This is a genomic window from Streptomyces sp. NBC_01497 (genome assembly GCF_036250695.1).
Taxonomy (GTDB): Bacteria; Actinomycetota; Actinomycetes; order Streptomycetales; family Streptomycetaceae; genus Streptomyces.
Genome location: NZ_CP109427.1, coordinates 5,505,068 through 5,524,025 on the forward strand (window position 1 = coordinate 5,505,068; position 18,958 = coordinate 5,524,025).

Sequence of the window (18,958 nt, forward strand, 5' to 3'; positions counted from 1 at the left end):
TCCTGACGGTCGTGACCGCTCTCCTGGCGGTCGTGCTGGCCGCCTTCGTCCTCGCGTACACGAAGTAGCCGGAGGAGGGGCCCATGAGTCCACCCGCCCTGACCCTGCCCGAGGAGCTCATGCTGCTCGCGCTCGACCCCGCGTCGGGTAAACCGCGCGTACGCGCACGCCATCTTCGGTACGGCGTGGCCGCCGCGGCCCTCGCCGACCTGGAGACCCTGCGGTTCGTCGCGGAGGACCGGGGCCGCGTGGTGCCGGTGTCGCCGCCGCCGACCGGTGAGCCGGTGCTGGACGCGGCTCTCGCGCTGTTCGACGCGGGCCGGCCCGTACGCGTCAGCCGCTGGGTCCGCGGGCGGTCGGGCGCCGTGGCGGACGCCTGCGGCCGGAGTCTTGCCGCACGGGGCCTCGTCACCGTCGAGACGCGCCGCGCCCTCGGCCTCTTCCCGGTGTCGCGGTACCCGCTGCTCTCGGCCGGCCCGGCCGAGGCGGTCGCCGCGGACTTCCGGGGCGCGGCCAAGATGGGTTTCCCCGAGCCCAGGACGCGGATGCTGGCGGCCCTGGTCTCGGCGATGCGCCTCACGCGTGTCGTCCTGCCTTCCGGCGGCAACGCGCGTGAGATCCGTCGGACGATGCGCGCCCTCTCCCGCGAGCTCTGGCCCGCGCACGCCGTGGACCGGCTCATCAAGGCCGAGGCGGCGGACGGCGCGGGCTGAGGCCCCCGCGGGGCGCGCGTTCTCGTCTCCGCCGGGCGCGCCGCCCCTGCCGCCCGCGCGGGTGATGCGGATTCCCGCCGGGCGCGAGCCAGACGGGAGCCAGGCGCGAGTCGGGCACATCGGAGCCGTACGCGTCCCCGCCGCATGCCGCTCGCCGTCCTCATGCCCGGGATGCCAGGGCCCGCCGGGCCGAAGGGGCCCGCGCCGGGTCCACCGGAGGCAGGCCGGGCCCGCTCCCGGCCTCCCGCGCGCCCCGGTTGCCTCCGCGCGCCCGCTCGTACGCACGTTCGGGTGTGGGGTGGGGGCGGTACGGAAGACCTAGGCCTGAAGGCGGCATGAGCCTCCTCCCAAAGCCCTGACTTGCGCTTCTTTCCCTCTCGGGCACAACCGGCGGGATGAATTCCGTGTTACCTGGCGTTGGTGCCTGCGGTGGGAAGGCCTGGTAGGCATGGGCGGGACCGCCGACCGCGGCGGCAGTCGCGGTCCGGCCGGACCGCGATGGCGGGGCCGTGGGGCGGGACGACACACAGGAGGCGCATCACCAGTGGCGGCGGGGACAGAGAGCTGGGCACGACGGCTGACGGCATACGCGTGGCGCTACCGCCGCAAGGTGGTGCTGTCGCTGGCGTCCTCGCTCGTCGGCATGGGCGTCATGGCGTTCGTCCCCCTGATCACCAAGGTCGTCATCGATGACGTCATCGGCTCGCACAGCGGCTCGCTGTACACCTGGACCGGCCTGCTGATCGCGTCCGCGGTCGTCGTCTACCTCTCCACGTTCGTCCGCCGCTACTACGGCGGCCGGGTCGCCCTCGACGTCCAGCACGACCTGCGCACGGACATGTACAGGTCGCTCACCCGCCTCGACGGCCGCCGGCAGGACACCCTGAGCACCGGTCAGGTCATCGGCCGCGCCACCAGCGACCTCCAGCTGATCCAGGGCCTGCTGTTCATGCTGCCCATGACGATCGGCAACCTCCTGCTGTTCGTGGTCTCCCTCGTGATCATGGCCGTGCTGTCGCCGCCGCTGACCCTGATCGCGCTGGCCGTGGCCCCCGCCGTCTACGTCATCGCCCGCCGCAGCCGCTCCAAGCTGCACCCCGCCACCTGGTACGCGCAGACAAAGGCCGCCGACGTCGCCGGCGTGGTGGACGGCGCCGTCACCGGTGTCCGCGTGGTGAAGGGCTTCGGGCAGGAGGACCAGGAGACCGACAAGCTCCGCCAGGTGGGCAGGAAGCTCTTCGCGGGCCGCCTGCGCACGGTGAAGCTCAACGCCAAGTTCACCCCGGCCCTCCAGGCCGTGCCCTCGCTCGGCCAGGTCGCCATGCTGGCGCTCGGCGGCTGGCTCGCCACCAAGGGCGACATCACACTCGGCACGTTCGTCGCGTTCTCCACGTACCTCGCACAGCTCGTCGGGCCGGTGCGCAGCCTCGCCGTGGTCCTCACCGTCGGCCAGCAGGCCCGCGCCGGCGTCGAGCGGGTCCTGGAGCTCATCGACACCGAGCCCACCATGACGGAGGGCACCAAGGAACTGCCCGCCGACGCGGAGGCCTCCGTCGAGTTCGACGACGTGTCCTTCGCCTATCAGGAGGGGCGCCCCGTCCTCGACGGGTTCTCGCTGCGCGTGGAGCCCGGCGAGACCGTGGCCGTCGTCGGCTCGTCCGGCAGTGGCAAGTCCACCGCCTCCCTCCTGCTGCCGCGCTTCTACGACGTCACCCACGGCGCCGTCCTCGTCGGCGGCCACGACGTGCGCGAACTGACCTACGACTCGCTGCGCGCCGCCATCGGGCTGGTCCCCGAGGACAGTTTCCTGTTCTCCGACTCGGTGCGCGCCAACATCGCCTACGGCCGCTCCGAGGCCACCCAGGAGGAGGTGGAGCGCGCCGCACGGCTGGCGCAGGCGGACCGCTTCATCGCCGCCCTGCCCGAGGGCTACGACACGAGGGTCGGTGAGCAGGGCCTCACGCTCTCCGGCGGACAGCGACAGCGCATCGCCCTCGCACGGGCGATCCTCACCGATCCGCGTCTCCTCGTCCTGGACGACGCGACGTCCGCCGTGGACGCGCGTGTCGAGCACGAGATCCACGAGGCGCTGCGCGGCGTGATGGCGGGCCGTACGACGCTCCTGATCGCTCACCGCCGCTCCACACTCGGGCTCGCGGACCGGATCGCCGTGCTCGACGGCGGGCGGCTCGCCGACATCGGCACCCACGACGAACTCCAGCGCCGCTCCGCCCTCTACCGGCGGCTGCTCACCGACCCCGACGAACTGGGCGAGGCCCCCGTGGAGCCGGCCGTCGAGCGGGCGCGCGAGATCGCGGCGGCCGAGGAGGACGCCGAGACCCGCGCGGCGTCCGAACGCCTTGCTGTACGCGAGGAGGTCGCCCGGGAGGGCATCGACACGGAGTTCGACGCCGACTTCGACGCGGAGCGCGGCATCACGCCCACGCTGTGGGCGCGCGACGAGGTCGTCGAGGAGGACGCGGCGTCCGGCGCCACCCCCGAACTGCTGGCGCAGGTGGCCGCGCTGCCGCCCGCCACGGACGAGCCCGAGGTGGACGAGGCGAGCGCCGTCCGGGCCGAGAGCTCGTACGGTCTTCGCAGGCTGTTGCGCGGCTTCGGCAGCGCCCTGACGGTGAGCCTGCTGTTCGTGGCCGCGGACGCGGGGATGGGCCTGCTGCTGCCGGTCCTGGTCCGGCACGGCATCGACCAGGGCGTCGACAAGGTCGCGATCGGCGCGGTGTGGTCGGCGGCCGGTCTCGGTCTGCTTGTCGCGTTCGCGCAGTGGGCGGCGCAGATCGGCGAGACCCGGATGACCGGCAGAACCGGTGAGCGGGTGCTGTACGCGCTGCGGCTCAAGATCTTCTCCCAGCTCCAGCGGCTCGGCCTCGACTACTACGAGCGCGAGCTGACGGGCCGCATCATGACCCGCATGACGACGGACGTCGACGCCCTGTCGTCGTTCCTCCAGACGGGTCTGGTGACCGCTCTCGTCTCCGCGATCACCTTCTTCGGCATCCTCGCGGTCCTGCTGGTCATCGACGTCCAGCTCGCGCTCGTGGTCTTCGCGACGTTGCCGGTGCTCGTCGTCGGCACGTTCTTCTTCCGGCGCAAGAGCGTGCGGGCGTACACGCTCGCGCGGGAGCGGATCGGCGTCGTCAACGCGGACCTGCAGGAGACCGTCTCCGGTCTGCGGATCGTGCAGGCCTTCCGGCGGGAGAAGGACGGCGGCGAGCGGTTCGCCGGCCGCAGCATGCACTACCTGCACGCCCGTACCCGCGGCCAGTGGCTGATCTCGGTGTACTTCCCGTTCGTGCAGTTCCTGTCGTCGGTAGCGGCGGCGGCGGTGCTGATCGTCGGTGCGGACCGGGTCCAGAGCGGCACGCTCACCACGGGCGCGCTCGTCGCGTACCTGCTCTACATCGACCTGTTCTTCGCCCCGGTCCAGCAGCTCTCGCAGGTCTTCGACGGATACCAGCAGGCGACGGTGTCGCTGACGCGCATCCAGGAACTGCTGCGCGAGCCCACATCGACCGTCGAGGCGAAGGACCCGCGGCCGGTCGGGGCGCTGCGCGGCGAGATCGCCTTCGAGGACGTCGACTTCCACTACGCGGCGGACAGCGCCGGCGGTGAGGAGCAGGAGGGCGGCGAGGTCCAGCGGGCCGCCCGGAACGCGCCGGTCGGCGCGGCCCGGGGCACGGGCCGCAAGGAGGCCGCGCTGCGCTCGGTGGATCTGCGTATCCCGGCGGGACAGACGGTCGCCTTCGTCGGTGAGACCGGCGCGGGCAAGTCGACGCTCGTCAAGCTCGTCGCGCGGTACTACGACCCGACCGGCGGGCGCGTCACGGTGGACGGCGCCGACCTGCGGGGCCTCGACCTCGCCGGTTACCGCCACCGGATCGGTGTCGTACCGCAGGAGGCGTACCTCTTCCCCGGCACGCTCCGGGACGCGATCTCCTACGGGCGCCCCGGCGCGAGCGACGCCGAGGTGGAGGCCGCGGCCCGTGCGGTCGGCGCGCACGACATGATCGCCACGCTCGACGGCGGCTACCTGCACCAGGTGGCCGAGCGCGGCAGGAACCTGTCGGCGGGCCAGCGCCAGCTGATCGCGCTCGCCCGGGCGGAACTCGTCGACCCGGACATCCTGCTGCTCGACGAGGCGACCGCGGCGCTCGACCTCGCCAGCGAAGCGGCCGTCAACCAGGCCACCGAGCGTCTGACCGGCCGTCGCACCACTCTCGTGGTGGCCCACCGGCTGACGACGGCGGCACGGGCGGACCGCGTGATCGTGATGGACCATGGCCGGGTCGCGGAGGACGGCACCCACGAGGAACTGCTCGCCCTCGGCGGGCGCTACGCCCGGCTGTGGCGCAGCTTCGTGGGCGAGGAGGAGCCGGCCGTGGCCTGAGGCGGCCCCGCCCCGGGACGCCGGTCTCCCGTTCCGGGGAGGCCGGCGTCGCGCTGCCCGGTGACGGCCGTGCGACGGGCCGCCCGCGCTGCTGGCGACGCCCGCGCGCCCGGGCTCACGGCCGGCTGCCCGCGACCCGGAGTCCTGTAGGCCCTTCGGGCGTCTCGCGTGAGTCCTCCGAGTGGCGGAACCCCCGCAAAGGGCACGAGGCCTGGCGGGGCCCCCGCCCGGGCCCGTACTGTCGCGGCGTCTGTCATGAACACGAGGGAGTGTGAATGGGCAAGGCGCTCAGATGGCTGCTGAGTCTCGCGCTGCTGATAGGCGCGCTCGGCACGGCAGGCGCGGCCACCGCCGCGGAACCCGACACCACCGCCCCCGCCGGCTCGCCCGCCGCGAGCGGCGCGACGACCGCCGACGACGGCACCGGCACCGACATCAAGGACCGCATCCTCGCCATCCCGGGGATGAGCCTGATCCAGGAGAAGCCGGTCGACGGCTACCGCTACTTCGTCCTCGACTACACGCAGCCCGTCGACCACCGGCACCCGTCACGAGGCACCTTCGAACAGCGCATCACCCTGCTGCACAAGGGCGTGGACCGGCCGACCGTCTTCTTCACCAGCGGCTACAACGTCTCCACCACGCCGAGCCGCAGCGAGCCGGCCCAGATCGTGGACGGCAACCAGGTCTCCCTGGAGTACCGCTACTTCACGCCGTCCCGTCCTGATCCCGCCGACTGGACGAAGCTGGACATCCGGCAGGCCGCGAGCGACCAGCACCGCGTCTTCGCCGCGCTCAAGACGATCTACCCGCGCAGGTGGCTGGCGACCGGCGGCTCGAAGGGCGGCATGACCGCCACCTACTACGAGCGCTTCTACCCGCACGACATGGACGGCGTGGTCGCGTACGTCGCACCCGACGACGTCGTCAACACGGAGGACTCGTCCTACGACCGCTTCCTCGCCACCGTCGGCACCACGGCGTGCCGCGAGCGCGTGGAGGCCGTCCAGCGCGAGGCCCTCGTACGACGGCAGCCGCTGGAGCGGAAGTACGCCGACTGGGCACGCGCCGGCGGCTACACCTTCACCACCGTCGGCACCCTCGACAAGGCGTACGAGGCGGTCGTGCTCGACTACGTATGGGCGTACTGGCAGTACAGCCTGCTGTCCGACTGCGACACGATCCCGGCCGACGCCAAGGCCGCCACGGACCAGCAGATCTACGACAGCATCGACGCGATCTCCGGTTTCTCCGCCTACACGGACCAGGGGCTCGCGCAGTACACGCCGTACTACTACCAGGCGGGCACCCAGCTCGGCTCGCCCGACATCCGCCAGCCGTGGCTCGGCGGGCTGAGCCGGTACGGCTACCAGCCGCCGCGCGACTTCGTACCGCGCTCGATCCCGATGCGCTTCGATCCTGGCGTCATGCCCGAGGTGGACAACTGGGTGCGGCACCATGCCGACCACATGCTGTTCGTCTACGGACAGAACGACCCGTGGGGCTCGGAACGCTTCCAGGTGGGCCAGGGCTCGCACGACAGCTACGTGTTCACCGCGCCGGGGGCGAACCACGGCGCCGACGTGGCCGGCCTGCAGGCCGCACAGAAGGCGAAGGCGACCGCGCGCATCCTCGACTGGGCGGGCGTCGCCACGGCGGCCGTCCAGCAGGACGAGAGCAAGGCGAAGCCGCTCGCTCCGTTCGACAGGACGCTGGACGAGCGGCGGCCGCCCCGCGGCCCGAACCCCGGGCCCGCACTGGTGCCGTAGGAGTCCCGAGAGGTGCCCTGTGCCCCTCGCGGTGGCCCGGGGCCGCCGGGTCGCCGCGGGGCGCCGTGGCCGGCGGGACCCTCTCCCGCCGGCCCTCATCTCCGGCGCAGTGCGCCCTGTGCCCGCCGCCTCAGGACAGACAGGCGGCGGGCACGGTCATGTCCGCCGATACGAGGACGACGGATCGAACGAGGCGTACGGGGTGGCCAGGAGAGGCAGTCGGGGTGGTCGTCGGGGATGCGGGCGGGCCTCTCCTGGGTGGTGACGCAGGCGCGGGCCCACCGCCCCGCCCGGGTGATGACGCAGGCGCGGGGCCGCCGCCGGAACAGAAAGGGGGGCGTGCCGGTGGCGGCGGGTGGCCGGCCGCGGGCGGTGGGAGGGCCCGGACTCGCGGTCAGCAACGCGAGGGCCGTGACCGCCCGGCGCGAGAACTCACCGGCGCACGGGGATGGGACGGGCGGACCGTCCGCCCGGTTCCGTCGGTGCGCCGGGGGAGGAACCGGGCACGACACCATCGTTGACAATGGTCTTACCAACAAGCCAGGCTGGGTCGCTGTCGGTGGTGGGACAGCGGGCGGAGGGACACGGGATGACTGCGGTCGGCACGAAGACGGTGGGACTGATCGGGCTCGGGGCGATGGGGCGTCCCGCAGCGGAGTTCCTGGCCGCCGCGGGCGTCACCACGTACGCCTTTGACGCGGACCGCGCGCTCATGGACCAGGTGGCGGAGCGGGGCGTCCGGCCGGCCGCGTCGATCGCCGAACTCGCCGCGGACAGCGACGTGGTGGTGGTCATGGTGCCCACGGACCAGGACGTGCTGGACGTGTGCGCGGAGGCCGGCGGTGTGCTGTCCACGGCCCGCAGCGGCTCGGTGCTCCTCGTCTGCTCCTCGGTCACCCCCGACACCTGCCGCACGGTGGCCACGGCGGCCGCCCGCAAGGGAGTCGACGTCCTCGACGCGGCGCTCACGGGCGGGGTGCGCGCCGCCGAGGCAGGCGAGATCAACCTGCTGGTCGGCGGCGACGAGCGCGTGCTCGACTCGGTGCGGACCGAGCTGGCGCCCTGGACCAGGACGGTCCACCACTTGGGCCCGCTCGGCTCCGGGCAGGTCGGCAAGACCGTCAACAACCTCTGTCACTGGGGCCAGTTGTCGGCCGTCGTCGAGGCGCTGCGGCTCGGCCGCGACCTCGGCGTCGCCCCCACGAAGCTGCGCGCCGCCCTGCTCGACGGCCCTGCGGCCAGCAGGACCCTCGCCGAGATGGAACTGATGCGGCTGACCTGGCACCGCAAGGACCTGGCCAACGCGATGCGCATGGCGGACACGGTGGACCGGACCCTTCCGGTCGCGGCGACGGTGCGTGAGGCGATGGAGGGCATCACCGTCGAGGACATCGCCGCGCTGTACGAGGGGAGTTGAGCCGGTCGAAGGCGGGCGGACGAGGGCCGGGCCGCGCGCCCGCGCCGTGCCACCCCGGGCCGCGCGCCCGCGCCGTGCCACCCCGGGCGGTGGCGCCGCGCGGGCCCACGCGGCCGGCCGCTCAGCGCCCGAGCAGCCCCTCCAGATGGGCCCGCCCCGGGGCGAGCAGCGGCGGGAGGGCGGCGGCCGCCTCGTACCAGCGCTTCTCGTACTCCCAGCACACCCAGGTGTCGTCCGACAGTGTGCTCAGGCACTCGCGGAGCGGCAGCACGCCCGCGCCGAGCGCGAGCGGCGTGGTGTCCTGCGCTGAGGCGATGTCCTTGACCTGCACGTATCCCAGGTAGGGGCCCAGTGTCGCGCGGGTCACCACCGGAGCCTCGCCGCCCCGCCAGGTGTGCATCACGTCCCACAGCACACCGACCTGGGGGTGGCCCACCGCGGCCACCACGCGCTCGGCATCCGCGCCGGTGCGATGCGAGTCGTGGGTCTCCAGCAGGACGCGCACACCGAAGTCCGCCGCGACTTCGGCCGCGACGCCCAGGCGGCGCGCCGCCGTGCCGTCGGCCTCGGGGCCGGCCGCGTCCCCGCCGCCGGGGAAGACCCGTACGTACGAGGCCCCGAGGTCGCGCGCCAGCCGCAGGAGGCCGTCGACCTCTTCGCGGAACGCGCTGTCCGGCACGGTGACATCGGCCGCGCGCGCGTACCCGGCGACCGTGAGGATCTCCACCCCGGCGCGCTCGAACTCCTTGACGACCGAGGCGCGTTCGGCGGCGCCGAGGCCGGGGTGCACCGGCTCCTCGGGGTGGCCGCGCAGTTCGACGCCCTGGTATCCGGCCGACACCGCCAGTTCGGCCACCTCGGGGATCGGCATTCCGGGTACACCCAGGGTCGAGAAGGCGAGCTTCACGAGTGTGTTCCTCCCACTAGTCGCGTGTCTTCGGCGCGGGGTCCGGCAGCCACGGCTGCGGTCCCGGGCCTGCCGGTGGTCCCGGTCCCGGCCCCGCTCGGGTTCCGGAACCGCGGGCGGCCCCCTTCCCGCACGTCCAGCCTTCCCGGACGTGCCCGGGGGAACCGTACGAGATCCCACGCGGACGGAGAGGCGCGCGTGGCGCCGGAACCCGTCCGCTCCTGGTCGGGCCCGATCCGGGCGCGACCCGGCGCCGGTGCCGCGCGGTCGCCCGGGGTCCGCGTCCCCCGTTCAGCGTCCCCCGTTCGGCTCCCTCGTTCCGCGTCCGGGGGGAGCCGTCGAGGCCCGCGCCATGAGTTCCGCGGCGATCGTCGCGATGCCCCCCGGCGGCGGTGTCTCCGTGCCCATAGCCAGCCGGCCCGCGCGCGCCCCGGCCTCCGCGAGGGGGAGCCGCACGGTCGTCAGCGCGGGCACCGCGTCCACCGAGAACGGCAGGTCGTCGAAGCCGGCCACCGACACGTCCTCGGGGATGCGCAGTCCCTGGTCGCGTACCGCCGCGCAGGCGCCGAGCGCGACCGTGTCGTTCGCCGCCACCACGGCCGTCAGCCCGGGCGCTCTGCGCAGCAGTTCGAGCGTCGCCTCGTAACCCGAGCGCCGGGTGTAGGGACCGTGCAGCGTCAACAGCTCCCGCGTGTCCGCGTCGCCGGGCACGCCGGCCGCGCGCAGCGCCTCGCGGTGGCCCTCCAGGCGATGGCGCGTCGTGGTGCGCTCCAGCGGTCCGGCCACGTACCCGATCCTGCGGTGCCCGAGCGCCAGCAGGTGCTCGGTCAGGCGCCGGCTGCCGCCCCGGTTGTCGAAGGCGAGCGCGGCGAGGGCCGCCTCGCTCCCGGCCAGCGGCGGTCGCCCGCACAGCACCACGCGGGTTCCGGCCGCCGCGAGCCGCCCCAGTTTCGCCGTCATGGCCGCACTGTGCTCCGCGTCCTCCAGGGCGCCGCCGGTCAGGATCACCGCCGCCGCGCGCTGGCGCTGGAGCAGTGTGAGGTAGGTCAGTTCGCGTTCCGGGGACCCGCCGGTGTTGCACACGACGGCGAGTTTCTGGCGGCCCGCCCGCCCCAGGCCCTCCCTTCCCGGTGTGTCCTGGCCGCCGATCTCGCTCTGGGCCGCGCCGGCCATGATGCCGAAGAACGGGTCGGCGATGTCATTGACGAGGATGCCCACGAGGTCGGAGGTGGCGGCGGCGAGTGAGCTCGCGGGCCCGTTGAGCACGTAGTCGAGTTCGTCGACGGCGCGCAGTACCCGGTCCTTGGTGGCGGCGGCCACGGGGTAGTTGCCGTTCAGTACGCGGGAGACGGTGGCGGGCGACACCCGGGCGCGGGCCGCCACATCCGCCAGGGTGACTGTCATCGCTTTCCTCCGCTTGGTCGTGCGTGTTCCGCGGGCGTGGTTCCCGCCATCTCGATTGTGGTCGATGGGCGCCGGCGGTCCGCGGCGGGTGGGTCCCCGGCCGGGCCGTTCGCCGCAGCCGGCGCGCGGCGCACGGGACGGACCGGCCGCCGCCCGGGCCACCGCCGTGGGCCCGGGTCTTGTCCGGGCCCGTGCCGCAGGTTAGTTTCCTAGTCGTAGAAAGCGCTTGCTAGAGCGGTATGGAGGGAACTTCGTGGGACGCAGAACAGTCCGGATCGCTATGAACGGCGTCACGGGACGGATGGGGTACCGGCAGCACCTGCTGCGTTCCGTCCTCGCCATCCGGGAGCAGGGCGGGCTGGACCTGGGCAACGGCGACACGCTGTGGCCCGAACCCGTCCTCGTCGGGCGGCGCGAGCACGCCCTGCGCGACATCGGGGGGCGGCACGGCCTGAGCGAGTGGTCCACCGACCTCGACGCGGTCCTCGCGGACGACACCGTCGAGATCTACTTCGACGCGCAGGTGACGGCCGCGCGCGTCGAGTCGGTCAAGAAGGCGATCGCGGCGGGCAAGCACCTCTACGTCGAGAAGCCCACCGCCACCGACCTCGAAGGCGCCCTCGACCTCGCCCGCCTCGCGGAGGCCGCGGGCATCAAGCACGGGGTGGTGCAGGACAAGATCTTCCTGCCGGGCCTGCTGAAGCTGAAGCGCCTCGTCGACGGCGGCTTCTTCGGCCGGATCCTGTCGATCAGGGGCGAGTTCGGTTACTGGGTCTTCGAGGGCGACTGGCAGGAGGCGCAGCGTCCGTCCTGGAACTACCGCGCCGAGGACGGCGGCGGCATCACCGTCGACATGTTCCCGCACTGGGAATACGTGCTGCACGACCTGTTCGGCCGGGTCACCACCGTCCAGGCGCACGTCACCACGCACATCCCGCAGCGCGTCGACGAGCAGGGCAGGGCCTACGAGGCGACCGCCGACGACGCCGCGTACGGCATCTTCCAGCTGGAGGGCGGCGCGGTCGCCCAGATCAACTCCTCGTGGGCGGTGCGCGTCAACCGCGACGAACTGGTCGAGTTCCAGGTGGACGGCACACACGGTTCGGCGGTCGCCGGCCTGCGCACCTGCCGTGTGCAGCACCGCGGCACCACCCCGAAGCCGGTGTGGAACCCGGACCTGCCCGCCACCTACGCCTTCCGCGAGCAGTGGCAGGAGGTCCCGGACAACGCCGAGTTCGACAACGGCTTCAAAGCGGAGTGGGAGCTGTTCCTGCGCCACGTGGTGCTGGACGAGCCGTTCGCCTGGGACCTGCTGGCGGGCGCGCGCGGTGTGCAGCTCGCGGAACTGGGTCTCAGGTCGCATGCGGAGGGCCGTCGCTTCGAGGTGCCGGAGCTGACGCTGTGACCGCGAACACCCCGCGGTCCGGGTCCGGTTCGGCCCCACTGAGGCTGCCGGAAGCGGGCGGCGGCCTGCGTACGTACCTCCCTCGCGGTGAACCGGCCGCCTTCCTCGCATCCGGTACGGGTGCGCCGGGCGGTGCGGGAGGCGCGAGCGGTACGGGGCCGGGCACCGCGGCGCCCGCCGTCTCCCGTACGGTCTTCGCCGCCGCGCACGTCGTCGCCGACCCGTACGCGGACACCACGCCCGACGCGCCGGCCGCGCTCGACTGGGACGCGACACTCGCCTTCCGCCGGCACCTGTGGGCCCAGGGACTCGGCGTCGCGGAGGCCATGGACACCGCGCAGCGCGGCATGGGTCTCGACTGGGCCGGCGCCGCCGAGCTGATCCGCAGGTCCGCGGCCGAGGCGAAGGCCGTCGGCGGGCGCGTCGCCTGCGGCGTGGGGACCGACCAACTCGCCCCGGGGACGCACTCCCTGGCCGAGGTGACGGCCGCCTACGAGGAGCAGCTCGCCCTCGCGGAGGAGACCGGCACGCAGGCGATCCTGATGGCCTCACGGGCGCTCGCCGTCGCGGCGGCCGGGCCCGACGCGTACCTGGAGACGTACGACCACCTGCTGCGGCAGGCGGACGAACCGGTGATCCTGCACTGGCTCGGGCCGATGTTCGACCCGGCGCTGGCGGGTTACTGGGGCAGCGCCGACCTCGACACCGCCACCAGCACCTTCCTCCAGGTCATCGCGGACCATCCGGACAAGGTCGACGGCATCAAGATCTCGCTCCTCGACGCGGGGCGCGAGATCGACGTGCGCCGCCGCCTGCCGGAGGGCGTGCGGTGCTACACGGGTGACGACTTCAACTACCCGGAGCTGATCGCCGGTGACGAACACGGCTTCAGTCATGCCCTGTTGGGTGTCTTCGATCCCCTGGCGCCGCTGGCGGCGAAGGCCCTGCGGGTCCTGGACACGGGCGACGTGAAGGGGTTCCGGGAGCTGCTCGACCCGAGTGTGGAGCTGTCGCGGCACCTGTTCCAGGCGCCCACGCGCTTCTACAAGACGGGTGTGGTCCTCCTCGCCTGGCTGGCCGGGTACCAGGACCACTTCGCGATGGTGGGCCACCAGCAGGCCGCCCGGTCCCTTCCGCATCTCGCGCGCGCCTATGAACTCGCCGACACCCTCGGTCTGTTCCCCGATCCGTCGCGTGCGGCCGAGCGCATGCGCAGCCTCCTGCACGTGTACGGGGTGACGCGGTGAGCGAACACGTCGCGGGCGACCTGAGCCGCTTCAGCATCAACCAGATGACCGTCAAACAGCTCTCGCTGCCCCAACTGAGCGACGCGTGCGTGCGGTTCGGTGTGGGGGGCGTGGGCCTGTGGCGCGCGCCCGTCCAGGCGTACGGGGTCGACGCGGCGGCGAAGCTCGTACGCGAAGCGGGCCTGCGCGTCACCACACTGTGCCGGGGCGGCTTCCTCACCGCCGTCGAGCCGGCCGCGCGGGCGGCGGCCCTCGCCGACAACCGGGCCGCCGTCGACGAGTGCGTCGCGCTCGGCACGGACACACTCGTCATGGTCTCGGGCGGGCTGCCGCCGGGAGAGCGCGACCTGGGCGCCGCGCGGGAACGCGTCGCTGACGCGCTGGGCGAACTCGCCCCGTACGCGGGGGAGCGCGGGGTACGACTGGCGATCGAGCCGCTGCACCCGATGTTCGCGTCCGACCGGTGCGTGGTCTCGACACTCGACCAGGCCCTCGCGCTCGCCGAGCGCTTCCCGGCGGGGCAGGTGGGCGTGGTCGTGGACACCTACCACATCTGGTGGGACGACCGGGCGCCCGCGGCGGTGGCGCGGGCGGGCGAGGAGGGCAGGATCCACTCGTTCCAACTCGCTGACTGGATCACGCCGTTGCCCGCAGGTGTCCTCAACGGCCGGGGTCTGATCGGTGACGGTGCGGTGGACCTGCGGCAGTGGCGGGAGCGCGTGGACGCGACCGGCTTCACCGGCCCGATCGAGGTGGAGCTGTTCAACGACGACCTGTGGGAACGGGACGGGGAGGACCTCTTGCGTGACGTCGCTGAACGCTACGTACGGCACGCGCTGTAGCGGTAGACCGGTCGCCCGGGGCCCTGCGGCCCCGGCGCCCCGGTCGCCCTGACGCGCCGGTCGCGGGTCGGTGACGCGGTGGGGCCCGCGCCGTTCATGCGCCGGGCCGCTCGCCGTGGGCCCCGGCCCGGAGCGCCGTGGGCCGCGATCACCCGAGCGGGTGGCCGAGTTGTACACACGAGCGGCGGCCCGCTCCGGGTTGTCCACAGGCCCGGGCCGGGTGCCGCCCGCGGGGGATACCGTCGGGGCATGTCCAGCCGCACGCCTGCGCAGGCCCCGGGATCCCGCTCCCTCGCCGTACTCGAAGCCGTCCTCGAACGGATCACGTACGCCAACGAGGAGAGCGGATACACGGTCGCGCGCGTCGACACCGGACGCGGGGGCGACCTGCTGACGGTCGTCGGGGCGCTGCTCGGCGCACAGCCGGGCGAGTCGCTGCGCATGGAGGGCCACTGGGGCTCCCACCCGCAGTACGGCAAGCAGTTCACGGTCGACAACTACCGGGTCACCCTGCCCGCGACGATCCAGGGCATCCGCCGCTACCTGGGATCGGGTCTCGTCAAGGGCATCGGGCCCGTCTTCGCCGACCGCATCGTCACCCACTTCGGGCTCGACACCCTGGACATCATCGAGCAGGAGCCCGGCCGGCTGATCGAGGTGCCGGGGCTCGGCCCCAAGCGGACCGGGAAGATCACGGCCGCCTGGGAGGAGCAGAAGGCCATCAAGGAGGTCATGGTCTTCCTCCAGGGCGTCGGCGTCTCCACCTCGATCGCCGTCCGCATCTACAAGAAGTACGGGGACGCGTCGATCTCCGTCGTCCGGCACGAGCCGTACCGGCTCGCGGCCGACGTGTGGGGCATCGGCTTCCTCACCGCGGACAGGATCGCCCAGTCCGTGGGCATCCCGCACGACAGCCCCGAGCGCGTCAAGGCCGGTCTGCAGTACGCGCTGTCGCAGTCCACCGACCAGGGGCACTGCTTCCTGCCCGAGGACCAGCTGATCGCCGACGGGGTCAAGCTCCTGCAGGTCGACACGGGCCTGGTCATCGAGTGTCTCGCCGAACTCGCCGCCGACGACGAGGGGGTCGTGCGGGAGCGGGTGCCGGGGCCTGACGGGGACGAGATCACGGCGGTGTACCTCGTCCCCTTCCACCGCGCCGAGCTGTCCCTCGCGGGCCGGCTGCGCCGCCTGCTGCGCGCGGAGGAGGACCGGATGCCCGCCTTCCGGGACGTCGCGTGGGACAGGGCCCTGCAGTGGCTCGCCGGGCGTACGGGAGCCTCGCTGGCGCCCGAGCAGGAGCAGGCGGTGCGGCTCGCGCTGACCGAGAAGGTCGCCGTGCTGACCGGCGGCCCCGGCTGCGGCAAGTCCTTCACGGTCCGCTCGATCGTCGAGCTGGCACGGGCGAAGAAGGCCACGGTGGTGCTCGCCGCACCGACCGGGCGCGCGGCGAAGCGGCTCGCCGAGCTGACCGGCGCGGAGGCCTCCACCGTGCACCGGCTGCTGGAGCTCAAGCCGGGCGGCGACGCGGCGTACGACGCGGACCGCCCGCTCGACGCCGACCTGGTCGTGGTGGACGAGGCGTCGATGCTGGACCTCCTGCTGGCGAACAAACTGGTCAAGGCCGTCCCGCCGGGCGCCCACCTGCTCCTCGTCGGGGACGTGGACCAACTACCTTCCGTGGGCGCGGGCGAGGTCCTGCGCGACCTCCTTGCGCAGGACGGTCCTGTGCCCCGCGTCCGGCTCACGCGGATCTTCCGGCAGGCCCAGAAGTCGGGGGTGGTCACCAACGCCCACCGGATCAACGAGGGCGTCCCGCCCCTGACCCGCGGCCTCAGCGACTTCTTCCTCTTCGTCGCGGAGGAGACGGAGGACGCCGGGCGCCTCACGGTGGATGTGGCGGCGCGCCGGATCCCCGAGAAGTTCGGGCTCGACCCGCGCCGGGACGTCCAGGTGCTGGCGCCCATGCACCGCGGGCCGGCCGGCGCCGGCGTGCTCAACGGCCTGCTTCAGCAGGCCATCACCCCGGCGCGCCCCGACCTGCCGGAGAAGCGGATCGGCGGCCGGGTCTTCCGGGTGGGCGACAAGGTCACCCAGATCAGGAACAACTACGAGAAGGGGGAGAACGGAGTCTTCAACGGCACGGTCGGCGTGGTCACGGCCATCAGCCAGGAGGACCAGCGGCTGACCGTGGTGACCGACGAGGACGAGGAGGTGCCGTACGACTTCGACGAGCTGGACGAGCTGTCCCACGCGTACGCCGTCACGATCCACCGCTCGCAGGGCAGCGAGTACCCGGCCGTGGTCGTCCCCGTCACCAGGAGCGCCTGGATGATGCTCCAGCGCAATCTCCTCTATACGGCGATCACGCGCGCGAAGAGGCTGGTCGTCCTCGTGGGCTCCCCACAGGCGTTGGCCCAGGCCGTACGGTCCGTGTCGGCCGGCCGCAGGTTCACGGCGCTCGATCACCGACTCGGCGCTCGGGCCGTCGGGGTAGGAAACATCACGTAGGACTTCCAGAACCAGGGCGAAGGGGGCAGGATGAGCAAGTTGGCGGCACTGAGTGCCGCCAATAAGCCCAATGGTCGACCCCGAGTGCACCTTCCTGCGCCAAATGGGGGATGGTAGAGACATCAGGGCACCTCGAAGAAGAGGCACTACGTCGGTGAGGGATGACGTGAGCGAGAAACGCGACAACGACGCGGTAGTACTGCGGTACGGCGATGGCGAATACACCTACCCGGTGATCGACAGCTCCGTCGGTGACAAGGGCTTCGACATCGGCAAGCTCCGCAACCAGACCGGTCTCGTGACCCTGGACAGCGGCTACGGCAATACCGCCGCATACCAGTCCGCGATCACCTATCTGGACGGCGAGCAGGGCATCCTGCGGTACCGCGGCTATCCCATCGAGCAGCTGGCCGAGAGGTCCAGCTTCGTCGAGGTGGCCTACCTGCTGATCAACGGTGAGCTGCCGACCGTGGACCAGCTCGCCACGTTCAAGAGCGAGATCACCCGGCACACCCTGCTCCACGAGGACGTCAAGCGGTTCTATGACGGCTTCCCCAAGGACGCCCACCCGATGGCGATGCTGTCCTCCGTGGTCAGCGCGCTGTCGACGTTCTACCAGGACAGCCACAACCCGTTCGACGAGCGTCAGCGCAACCTCTCGACGATCCGGCTGCTCGCCAAGCTGCCGACGATCGCCGCGTACGCCTACAAGAAGTCGGTCGGTCACCCGTTCGTCTACCCGCGCAACGACCTCGGGTACGTCGAGAACTTCCTGCGGATGACCTTCTCCGTCCCGGCCCAGGAGTACGACCTCGACCCGGTCGTCGTCTCCGCGCTGGACAAGCTGTTCATCCTGCACGCGGACCACGAGCAGAACTGCTCCACGTCCACCGTGCGTCTGGTGGGCTCCTCGCAGGCGAACATGTTCGCCTCGATCTCCGCCGGCATCAACGCCCTGTGGGGTCCCCTGCACGGCGGCGCCAACGCCTCCGTGCTGGAGATGCTGGAAGGCATCCAGGCCGCCGGCAGCGACGTCGACACCTTCATCCGCAAGGTGAAGAACAAAGAAGACGGCGTCAAGCTGATGGGCTTCGGCCACCGGGTCTACAAGAACTTCGACCCCCGGGCGAAGATCATCAAGTCGGCCGCGCACGACGTCCTCTCGGCGCTCGGCAAGTCCGACGAGCTGCTCGACATCGCGCTCAAGCTGGAGGAGCACGCGCTCGCCGACGACTACTTCGTCGAGCGCAAGCTCTACCCGAACGTGGACTTCTACACGGGCCTGATCTACCGCGCGATGGGCTTCCCGACCGAGATGTTCACGGTGCTGTTCGCGATCGGCCGGCTGCCCGGCTGGATCGCCCAGTGGACCGAGATGATCAAGGAGCCCGGATCCCGCATCGGCCGTCCGCGCCAGATCTACACGGGCCAGGTCGAGCGCGACTTCGTGCCGGTCGAGGCTCGCTGACCGGACGCCCGCCGACCGTGAGGCCCTGAGGGTCTCGCGGTCCGGGCGCGCCGCCCCGATACCGGGCGGCGGTACGGGAGAAGCGAAAAGCGCCCCGCCACCGATCCCCCCACGGGTCGGTAGGCGGGGCGCTTTCCATATCCCCGGAGCGGATTCCCCCCACGGGATCCGGGCCGGGCGTATGCCGTAACCACCTGCGGTCACGTGGTGCGGTTCGACCGGGGTACGTACGGGAGGGCCGCTCAAGCTCCCCGGTGCACGTGCCCCGGCCAATCGCTTGCCCGAGATGTCCCCCAAGACATCTCGCGAACGTCCCCCAAGACGTTCTCTGGCATCGTCCTCTATGACACACGAGCTGCTCTGATGGTTACCCATAAATCTATGTGATCTAGGTCTCCATGTGAAGGACTCGTGCCCCATGTGAAGGACACGCAACGGCAAAGACCTGGTCAGGTGCCCTGGTGGGAGCGGCGGCGGGGTCGTCGCGGAAGACTCCGAGGCCCACTCCGAGAGGCCCGTGGGCCCATCGGAGCGGGCCTCGCTCCGCGTCAGGCCTGTCCGGCGAGCTCGTATCCGGCCTCGTCCACGGCGGCGCGCACGGCCGTCTCGTCCAGGGGGTTCTGGGAGGTCACCGTCACCGTGCCGGTGTCGGCCGTCGCCTGGACGGAGACGACGCCGTCGATGCCGGAGATCTCACCGGCCACGGCGCCCTCGCAGTGGCCGCAGCTCATGCCCGTGACCTGGTACACGGTGGTGACGTTGCTCATGGCGTCCTCCTTGACGAACGGGGTGGCACAACGCCGTCCATCGTACCCCTAGGGGGTATGGGCGAGCCGGTGGCGGGGTGCCCTCATGAGGCCGCGGGGCCGGCGT

Annotated in this window: 12 protein-coding genes; 9 read left to right on the forward strand and 3 right to left on the reverse strand. The window is 72.3% G+C overall.

Annotated features, from left to right (window positions below):
- Positions 1–83: 83 nt before the first annotated feature.
- From OG310_RS23195 to OG310_RS23210, 4 genes are all read left to right on the forward strand, one after another.
- Positions 84–713, forward strand: a complete 630-nt coding sequence (locus tag OG310_RS23195; RefSeq protein ID WP_329457796.1) for a GOLPH3/VPS74 family protein — start codon at positions 84–86, stop codon at positions 711–713.
- A 448-nt stretch (positions 714–1,161) separates the two neighbouring features.
- Complete coding sequence (locus tag OG310_RS23200) at positions 1,162–5,118, forward strand: ABC transporter ATP-binding protein (protein WP_443078714.1); 3,957 nt, start codon at positions 1,162–1,164, stop codon at positions 5,116–5,118.
- Positions 5,119–5,393: 275 nt separating this feature from the next.
- Positions 5,394–6,887: a S28 family serine protease gene (locus tag OG310_RS23205; RefSeq protein WP_329457798.1), complete on the forward strand. Its 1,494-nt coding sequence runs from the start codon at positions 5,394–5,396 to the stop codon at positions 6,885–6,887.
- Between the two features lie 589 nt (positions 6,888–7,476).
- Entirely contained in the window at positions 7,477–8,304 is an 828-nt protein-coding gene (locus tag OG310_RS23210; protein ID WP_329457799.1) for an NAD(P)-dependent oxidoreductase, read from the forward strand.
- Between the two features lie 121 nt (positions 8,305–8,425).
- Here the strand turns inward: OG310_RS23210 and OG310_RS23215 are convergent, their stop codons facing one another.
- The gene (locus OG310_RS23215; RefSeq protein ID WP_329457800.1) at positions 8,426–9,211 is read right to left on the reverse strand and encodes a sugar phosphate isomerase/epimerase family protein; all 786 of its coding nucleotides are present in this window, start codon (positions 9,209–9,211) and stop codon (positions 8,426–8,428) included.
- A gap of 291 nt (positions 9,212–9,502) precedes the next feature.
- Positions 9,503–10,615 carry a LacI family DNA-binding transcriptional regulator gene (locus OG310_RS23220; protein ID WP_329457801.1) on the reverse strand — a complete coding sequence of 371 codons (1,113 nt, stop codon included), beginning with the start codon at positions 10,613–10,615 and terminating at the stop codon, positions 9,503–9,505.
- Between the two features lie 253 nt (positions 10,616–10,868).
- On the opposite strand from OG310_RS23220, the gene OG310_RS23225 reads away from it, so the two are divergent.
- From OG310_RS23225 to OG310_RS23245, 5 genes are all read left to right on the forward strand, one after another.
- Entirely contained in the window at positions 10,869–12,020 is a 1,152-nt protein-coding gene (locus tag OG310_RS23225) for a Gfo/Idh/MocA family protein (protein WP_329457802.1), read from the forward strand.
- Entirely contained in the window at positions 12,017–13,267 is a 1,251-nt protein-coding gene (locus tag OG310_RS23230; RefSeq protein ID WP_329457803.1) for a dihydrodipicolinate synthase family protein, read from the forward strand. The genes OG310_RS23225 and OG310_RS23230 overlap by 4 nt, the downstream gene beginning before the upstream one ends.
- Positions 13,268–13,311: 44 nt before the next feature.
- Complete coding sequence (locus tag OG310_RS23235) at positions 13,312–14,109, forward strand: sugar phosphate isomerase/epimerase family protein (protein ID WP_329460328.1); 798 nt, start codon at positions 13,312–13,314, stop codon at positions 14,107–14,109.
- Positions 14,110–14,358: 249 nt separating this feature from the next.
- Complete coding sequence (gene recD2 / locus OG310_RS23240) at positions 14,359–16,617, forward strand: SF1B family DNA helicase RecD2 (protein WP_329457804.1); 2,259 nt, start codon at positions 14,359–14,361, stop codon at positions 16,615–16,617.
- 154 nt (positions 16,618–16,771) lie between these two features.
- The gene (locus tag OG310_RS23245) at positions 16,772–18,085 is read left to right on the forward strand and encodes a citrate synthase (RefSeq protein ID WP_329457805.1); all 1,314 of its coding nucleotides are present in this window, start codon (positions 16,772–16,774) and stop codon (positions 18,083–18,085) included.
- Positions 18,086–18,633: 548 nt separating this feature from the next.
- On the opposite strand, the gene OG310_RS23250 is transcribed toward OG310_RS23245, so the two are convergent.
- A complete protein-coding gene (locus OG310_RS23250) occupies positions 18,634–18,852 on the reverse strand; it encodes a heavy-metal-associated domain-containing protein (protein WP_329457806.1) in 219 nt (72 codons plus the stop codon).
- Between the last annotated feature and the right edge of the window lie 106 nt (positions 18,853–18,958).

What these genes read in the sequence shown, in the direction of transcription:
- OG310_RS23195 (WP_329457796.1), top strand. Translation starts at nt 84, where the DNA reads ATGAGTCCACCCGCCCTGACCCTGCCCGAGGAGCTCATGCTGCTCGCG.
- OG310_RS23200 (WP_443078714.1), top strand. Translation starts at nt 1,162, where the DNA reads ATGGGCGGGACCGCCGACCGCGGCGGCAGTCGCGGTCCGGCCGGACCG.
- OG310_RS23205 (WP_329457798.1), top strand. Translation starts at nt 5,394, where the DNA reads ATGGGCAAGGCGCTCAGATGGCTGCTGAGTCTCGCGCTGCTGATAGGC.
- OG310_RS23210 (WP_329457799.1), top strand. Translation starts at nt 7,477, where the DNA reads ATGACTGCGGTCGGCACGAAGACGGTGGGACTGATCGGGCTCGGGGCG.
- OG310_RS23220 (WP_329457801.1), bottom strand. Translation starts at nt 10,615, where the DNA reads ATGACAGTCACCCTGGCGGATGTGGCGGCCCGCGCCCGGGTGTCGCCC.
- OG310_RS23235 (WP_329460328.1), top strand. Translation starts at nt 13,312, where the DNA reads ATGACCGTCAAACAGCTCTCGCTGCCCCAACTGAGCGACGCGTGCGTG.
- recD2 (WP_329457804.1), top strand. Translation starts at nt 14,359, where the DNA reads ATGTCCAGCCGCACGCCTGCGCAGGCCCCGGGATCCCGCTCCCTCGCC.
- OG310_RS23250 (WP_329457806.1), bottom strand. Translation starts at nt 18,852, where the DNA reads ATGAGCAACGTCACCACCGTGTACCAGGTCACGGGCATGAGCTGCGGC.